At 45.4% G+C, this 6,608-nt stretch carries 7 protein-coding genes and 1 pseudogene; 4 read left to right on the plus strand and 4 right to left on the minus strand.

Features of this window, described 5'->3' with window-relative positions; all coding sequences use genetic code 11:
• The first annotated feature begins 149 nt into the window (after window positions 1–149).
• Window positions 150–497, plus strand: coding sequence for a type II toxin-antitoxin system RelE/ParE family toxin (locus HB631_RS05485; protein WP_213990116.1), 348 nt, complete (start codon window positions 150–152; stop codon window positions 495–497).
• Window positions 478–768 (plus strand): NadS family protein, encoded by a 291-nt coding sequence (nadS, locus tag HB631_RS05490; RefSeq protein ID WP_213990117.1) that lies wholly within the window; start codon window positions 478–480, stop codon window positions 766–768. The genes HB631_RS05485 and nadS overlap by 20 nt, the downstream gene beginning before the upstream one ends.
• A gap of 245 nt (window positions 769–1,013) precedes the next feature.
• On the opposite strand, the pseudogene HB631_RS05495 reads toward nadS, so the two are convergent.
• Window positions 1,014–1,896, minus strand: a pseudogene (locus HB631_RS05495) (AraC family transcriptional regulator).
• A gap of 206 nt (window positions 1,897–2,102) precedes the next feature.
• Between HB631_RS05495 and HB631_RS05500 the strand changes: the two are divergent.
• Window positions 2,103–2,945, plus strand: coding sequence for an SDR family oxidoreductase (locus HB631_RS05500; RefSeq protein WP_213990118.1), 843 nt, complete (start codon window positions 2,103–2,105; stop codon window positions 2,943–2,945).
• A 504-nt stretch (window positions 2,946–3,449) separates the two neighbouring features.
• Entirely contained in the window at window positions 3,450–3,674 is a 225-nt protein-coding gene (locus HB631_RS05505; RefSeq protein ID WP_213990119.1) for a SymE family type I addiction module toxin, read from the plus strand.
• A gap of 152 nt (window positions 3,675–3,826) precedes the next feature.
• Here HB631_RS05505 and HB631_RS05510 read toward each other — a convergent pair whose 3' ends face one another.
• The 3 genes from HB631_RS05510 to HB631_RS05520 all read right to left on the minus strand — a co-directional run bounded on the left by HB631_RS05510 (window position 3,827) and on the right by HB631_RS05520 (window position 6,464).
• On the minus strand, window positions 3,827–4,279 hold the full coding sequence (locus HB631_RS05510; RefSeq protein ID WP_213990120.1) for a very short patch repair endonuclease: 453 nt from the start codon (window positions 4,277–4,279) through the stop codon (window positions 3,827–3,829).
• A gap of 99 nt (window positions 4,280–4,378) precedes the next feature.
• Complete coding sequence (locus tag HB631_RS05515; RefSeq protein ID WP_213990121.1) at window positions 4,379–5,374, minus strand: HNH endonuclease signature motif containing protein; 996 nt, start codon at window positions 5,372–5,374, stop codon at window positions 4,379–4,381.
• The gene (locus HB631_RS05520) at window positions 5,331–6,464 is read right to left on the minus strand and encodes a DNA cytosine methyltransferase (protein WP_213990122.1); all 1,134 of its coding nucleotides are present in this window, start codon (window positions 6,462–6,464) and stop codon (window positions 5,331–5,333) included. Before HB631_RS05520 ends, HB631_RS05515 begins: the two co-directional genes overlap by 44 nt.
• Window positions 6,465–6,608 lie beyond the last annotated feature (144 nt).

A 6,608-nucleotide genomic window follows, 5' to 3' on the forward strand; every position in this document is an offset into this window, starting at 1 on the left:
AATATTGGTATAAATAACAGTTGAATAGCTGTTACTTTGAAGGTGAGAAAGCCTGTTTTTTAAATGGTGGTTTCTCGGCACAAAGCGCTTGCAAGTCTTACGATGTACGAGTAAGATAAAGTCATACAGGGTAAGAGTAAGTGAGGCAAATGGATCTTCTTCATTTCATTGAAACCCCAATTTTCCAAAGGAAAATTGATGGATTACTGAGCGCCGATGAATACCAAAAATTTCAGGCATTCCTCGGTTTAGATGCAAAAGTAGGCGATACGATTGCCGGTACCGGCGGATGCAGAAAAGTCCGTTGGGCGTTGCCCGGAATAGGCAAAAGCGGAGGCATTCGGGTAATCTACTATTACCTGACAAGAGACGGCGAAATATACCTGCTGATCGCTTATCCGAAAAATGAAAAGGATAGCCTGACGAACAGCGAAAAAAACCAGCTCAAAAAAGTCATAGAGGCTATCGAGGGGACAAATGAAAGAAGAACTGTTTAACGAATTACTTGCCAGTGCTCAGGAAGCGGTTGCCATCAAAAACGGAGAGATCAAAGCTGCCAGGATAACTACCATGACTTTACCGGATGTTAAAGCTATCCGGACCAAAGCGCATCTGAAACAGGATGAGTTCGCACAGGTAGTCGGCGTTTCCCCTTCTCTTGTCCAGGCCTGGGAACAGCACAAGCGTACGCCTACCGGAAGCAGCCTGAAACTTCTGAGGGTAATTGAAAAACATCCTGATATGTTGAATGTGTTCAGCGCTGCCTAATTTACTGAAAATCGGTATTATTTACTGACTTTTCCGCAAGAATACATTCTATAACGCTTTTTGGATGTATGCTTAAGCGTACATGAAAAATGCACATCAAAAAAGACATCAATCCAAATGTTCATAAATCATACCGATTTAATTACGGTGGTAAAACCATAACCATCCGCAAAAGGATTTATGCCGGCAACCCAGCCCGATTGATTAGAGCATTTTAATAAGGCGCCCAGGTCAGCAGCCAGGCTTTATACCGGCGGCAATAGGGAAAATGCCGCTTTCATTTCCCGAGCCTCTTCTCCCGGACTGCGGCCAAAGAAACGCCGAAACTCGCGATTAAATTGCGAAGGGCTTTCATACCCCACCCTGAACGCCGCCGAAGCCGCCGTCAAATTATCGCGAATCATCAATAAACGCGCCTGATTCAGGCGTACGGACTTGATGTACTGCAAGGGCGAAGTACCGGTCACGACTTTAAAGTGTTTATGGAAAGCGGGCACGCTCAGGCCGGCGTCATTTGCCAGGGCGCCTAATAGGCAAAGGCTGCGGGAAATCCAGATGAATGTGCTGTAACACCCTGGCGATGTTGGCAAAATGCCCCTGATTTGCCAGCGCCGCCCTTATCGCGCCGCCGCGCTCCCCCACCAACGCACGGTAATACAGCTCACGCACCAGCTGCGGGCCGATTATCTTTGCCTCTTGCGGCGAGGACAACGCTCGCAGCAGGCGTAATGCCGTATCCGCCAGCGAGGCATCAAGGGGCGTTGATATGATACCTTCGGGTGCGGCGTGCAGCGGCGAATCCGGGCTGTCCAACAACATCACCAGTTCCGATAACACCGTCCTGTCCAGGGATACCGCCACCGCCAGCAATGGTTCCTGCGGGCTGGCTTCCGTTTCCGTGTAAAACGGCAGCGGCACCGAAAGCACCAGATAATGCTGCTTGTCATAAAAATAGACCTTGTCCGCCAGGTAGCCGCGCTTATGGCCCTGGCAGACAATCACAATGCTCGGTTCATACACCACCGGCGTGCGGCCCAAGGGACGGTTGGAACGCATGAAACGCACATCATCCAGCAATGAGCGGGTATAGCCCTCGTTCGGGGCAAGACCGCAAATCAGTGACACCATCTCATCGAACACCCAACATCTCCTCTATTTACTGCCCGCTACAATCAAGCAATAATGTTGCCGTTTATCTCCCGAGAAACGAATCCTCTGAATAGAAACAGGCAATCATAGGATAAGAATACGCCTATTTTAACTGCCCCGCGCTGTTTAGCATGGTGGCGTTAACGAGATTTTCACTTTTCAGTCTGCTTCAGAGGAGATAAGACATGAGCAATAAAACCTGGCTGATTACCGGCGCGGCTCGCGGCATTGGTTTGTCGCTGGCGCGTCAGGTACTGGCGCGGGGTGATGCGGTTGCCGCCACCTCGCGCACCCTGGAGAGTTTACGCGAGGCGCTGGGGGCGGATAGCGACCGCTTCCTCGCCCTTGAGGTGGATCTGGTATCCGAACCCGGCGTGCAGGCCGCTATCGAAAAAATCATCGAGGTATTCGGCGGTATAGACGTGGTGGTAAATAATGCGGGTTACGGTCAGCAAGGTGCGATTGAAGCCCTGACGGATGCGGAACTCCGCCGAAATTTTGACGTAAACGTGTTCGCGCCGCTGCATGTGCTTCGCCACGCATTGCCGCACTTACGCCAGCAGCGCAGCGGACACATCTTCAACGTGGCGTCGATTGTAGGTTTTCAGGGCGGCTATGCGGGCTGGGGCAGTTATGTCGCCACCAAGTTCGCGCTGGCCGGGCTGACCGAAACCCTGGCGGCGGAAGTCGCTGAGCTGGGTATCAAAGCCACTGTCGTGTATCCCGGCCCGGTGCGCACCGGATTCCTGTCGCGGGAAAGCCTGGTGGTGGCCCAGCACGCCATTGCCGACTACGCCGCCGCCCAAGCATCGCTGGATCTGCACCTGAACGGACTGGACGGCCAGCAGGCGGGCGACCCGGAAAAACTGGCATTGCTTATAATCCAAGCGGCCGGTGCGGCACAACCGCCCGTACATCTGTTCGCAGGCCAGATAGCCAATGAACTGGCCGAAGAGAAGCTGAAGGCCGTCAGCGGGGATCTCGCGGCCTGGAGGGACGCTTCGCAAGCCACGGATTTCAGCGAATGATGGCCGGTGCCATTATCGGCTGCGCCTGATCAGGTGCTAGGCCGACGCCGTGAGGCGCCGGCTCATTCCTGGCGTCATAGAAGAGAGATATATATTGGTGCAACGTGCGCTGATACAACAGTAACGACTGTCTCTAAATTATCATAAATGGCGTAATTGGTTCTCGTCATTATTTATTTGACTATCAAATTGTGCGCGACATTGCTATTAGGTCATCACCTAATGAAAGAATGCAAATTTGTTTCCAGAGAGGGTATATTTTGGCCGACAAAGCCTACATTATTTAAAATATGAAATTATTGTTCCGTTGTGTTATTTATTTTCTTTTTATTGATGGATTTTACCTCATTTCACTGATAAAGTATCCAGTATAAACTCGGTCGCTTTAATTCTTTTCCGGTTTATAAGTGAAGTCAGTATTCTATTAAACAGTATTAGCGCGGCAATAAGACGTTGAAGCGCCCTACCGCCGCTCACCATCAGCAACTATACAAGGTAGTCACCATGGCTAAAAAGCATATTAAGTCAAAACCCCGTTCACCCCAAGCAAAAGTTGAAACCCGTTATTATACTGTTGGCTACGTTCCAAATGGCGGCATGCCCAATGCCCGGCCCGCCCTGAATTTGAAAGGTCGCTGGCTACATCAGTGCGGTTTTACTACCGGAAAGCAGGTGACCGTTACGGTAAAAAACGGGCAACTGATAATTGATACGGAATTGCTGGTGTGAAGAAATAAGCGATGAGGTAATAAGTGGCGTTGGTTATTGGTTGGCACTCGCGGGAATTTAGCGCTGAGGCGCGATCGATAATCAACTCCAACATATGCGGATTAGCGATCTGTATAATACTTTTCATAGTTTTATTAAAATAATTATATTAATTAACTTGAATTATAAATTTCAGAATATGTATCATTTGATAAAATAAAATTATAGCATTTTACTATTACTTCATTTATTTTAAATTCTCCTTTTCCTTTAATAGAACACTCCCAAACAATAAGAATTTTCCATTTCATTAACATAAAATCCATTATATTATTACTATCTCTTATTTTATTTTTAGCTATCTTATGCGCCCAGAACTTCTTATTTGTCTGAGAATTTTTACCTCTGGAACAATTATGACCATGCCAAAAACATCCATTAACAAAAATAGCTGTTTTATACTTAAAAAAGACTATATCCGGACATCCCGGCAACTCCTTCCTATGCAATCTGTATCTTAGGCCAAGGCGATATAAACCTCGTCGGATAATGAGTTCAGGAGAAGTGTTTTTCGAATGAACAGAGTGCATGATAGAATGACGTTTTTCTTTATCGAAAATATCCATTAGCTCCTCCTGCATATTCATTACTATGATCAACTATTGTAGTATATGTTGTAAATTTTAATACGGATCTTAGTTATTATTTTTCGGCATAATAATGAATTATCCTTGCTCATTATAACTGATAAGATGAATCAATTCTTCTTGAGTGATATTTTTACTATGAACATCGTCATGGCAAACATTACAAAGTGTTATTAAATTTTCCATCGTATTTTCACCTTTATCGGCGTGATGAACAATATGATGTAACTCTAAAAAATGTCGGGGATCATTTTTATTTTTGTTTTCGTGATTCCAACCACACTTACGGCATGAATGATGATCCCTATCCAAAACCTTTGCACGGATTGAATCAGGAATACGCCTGTCATGCGGGGCCGCTTGACGATCTTCTTCTAAAAAATAAGATCCGACCGGAAGCTCCGCCCTTCCTGAATATTTAGTCGAGATAGGCCAACCATCTTCAGTACGCAATTCCCTTGTCCTTCGAGCCCACTCACTGTTATTTTGAGCTAAATATCTAAGTTCTTCCCCTGAAATAGAACGACCGACATTTTCACGCATATATCTTAAAATTTTGTCTTTTACGGAAGCATTACTTTTTCGGATATTATGTGCTTGGTTCCATCGGTGTGCTGCGTCTCGATCTTGATACAAATCAAACAGAAAATATACATCAGTTTTCAGAATTTCTACAGAAACTATCCCTAAATCTTCAATTCTGACGGCTTCTTGATCCACCATTTCACGAAGCACCGTCCCGCTCAGAATTTTCCAGCCATGTTCACCACGCAGTTCACGAATACGTCTTGCATATTCACTAATGCCTGCCACCACCATTAGTTCATCCCCATGTATAACAGTTTTGGGATATTTTTTTAAATAAGCAAGAATTCGATCACGCGCTCCATCACTGCCCTCCCCTATAGGTAAGAGCGAACTGCCCAAATCCCGCAAAACATAATTAGCGGGGATTAGCCCTTTTACCTGAGTACGTAAATCTTCTTCTTCTAATTTTTTTTCAAAATCTATAATTATGTCAAGAAGATTCTTACGCAGCTCTTCCGGTTCGTTTCTCTTCGATCTCCGCGCCATTGTTTTTTCGAAATTCCATTAGTTGTGAAACAAATTGCGCTATGCAAGTCGCAAAAATAGGCGGAACGGCATTCCCAATTTGACGTGCTATTTGAGTTTTTGTTCCAAGAAAAATAAAATCATCAGGAAAACTCATTAGTCGTGCAGCCTCCCGATGAGTTATAGGACGATGCTGATCCGGGTGTAGATAACGACCTTTTTCTGGTTTGAAAAACTCAGTTCTTATCGTAACCGAAGGACGTTCCCACCATAGACGTCCAAAAAGGTCTGTTCCACCCGATGTTTTTTTAATCCAACAAGCTGGTGTTATGTCTAACCTGTTGCGCTGCAAATCGAACCGATTACCCCCCATCGGAACAGCTCTATATCGTTCTAAACTGGTGGCTGTAGGGCTACGGCCAAAATGAAGATCAAGGGGAGGTTTGACATCATCTCTTATATCTGTTCCAACAGGCTTAGGCAGGTCCCCTATAGCACTTTCAACGCTTTTCCAAATAGGCAAATCACTACAAACCTCCGGGGCCCTGTGAGTAGGAGCAGGAGGAAAAGTAGGTAAATTTTTCATATCAAAATGAGATGCTTTTATCCCAATTGCGATGACTCGTTTACGTGTTTGCGGAACCCCATAATCCGCAGTATTCAAAATACTCGGATTAAGAAGCGTAAAGCCAAGCTGAGCTGCTCTTGTTGCGATATCGGAAAACTCATCGCTACTTAACAAACCTGGAACATTTTCCATGATAAACATAGAAGCCCCTGATTTGTCGATGATATCCATGTATGGTTCCCATAAAGCTCTTCTGTGATCACCAGCGCGGTTTTTATTTAGCAGGCTGAAACCTTGACATGGTGGCCCCCCAATGACGATATCTGCTGGAGGAATTTCGTTGTCTGCTATCCACTCGTCGATGTTTGCTGTAACGCCATGACCGCCAAAATTTGCATTATAAGTATTTATTGCTGCTGCATCATTATCAATGGCGAGGATACTCTCGAAATGCTGACCTTGGTTACCTTTCATGAAACCGGCAGACAATCCTCCAGCGCCGCAAAAAAGGTCTATCACTCTATATTTATTGAATTTTTTCATTAACACTTCACCGTTTTAAGGTCTTGGTATCATTCATTTTATAAGATAGCAGAATAGGCCGATACTGTATGTATGTCAGTTTACCCAATTATGGAAGGAAGCTCAAAAACGCGGTATAACACGCCGAAAAATTGTACAATACAT

This window comes from Sodalis sp. dw_96 (assembly GCF_018449575.1).
Lineage (GTDB): Bacteria > Pseudomonadota > Gammaproteobacteria > Enterobacterales > Enterobacteriaceae > Acerihabitans.

Bases quoted from the DNA above. Each gene is read 5' to 3' on its own strand.
- HB631_RS05500 (WP_213990118.1), top strand. From the start codon at position 2,103: ATGAGCAATAAAACCTGGCTGATTACCGGCGCGGCTCGCGGCATTGGT.
- HB631_RS05510 (WP_213990120.1), bottom strand. From the start codon at position 4,279: ATGGATATTTTCGATAAAGAAAAACGTCATTCTATCATGCACTCTGTT.
- HB631_RS05515 (WP_213990121.1), bottom strand. From the start codon at position 5,374: ATGGCGCGGAGATCGAAGAGAAACGAACCGGAAGAGCTGCGTAAGAAT.
- HB631_RS05505 (WP_213990119.1), top strand. From the start codon at position 3,450: ATGGCTAAAAAGCATATTAAGTCAAAACCCCGTTCACCCCAAGCAAAA.
- HB631_RS05520 (WP_213990122.1), bottom strand. From the start codon at position 6,464: ATGAAAAAATTCAATAAATATAGAGTGATAGACCTTTTTTGCGGCGCT.
- nadS (WP_213990117.1), top strand. From the start codon at position 478: ATGAAAGAAGAACTGTTTAACGAATTACTTGCCAGTGCTCAGGAAGCG.
- HB631_RS05485 (WP_213990116.1), top strand. From the start codon at position 150: ATGGATCTTCTTCATTTCATTGAAACCCCAATTTTCCAAAGGAAAATT.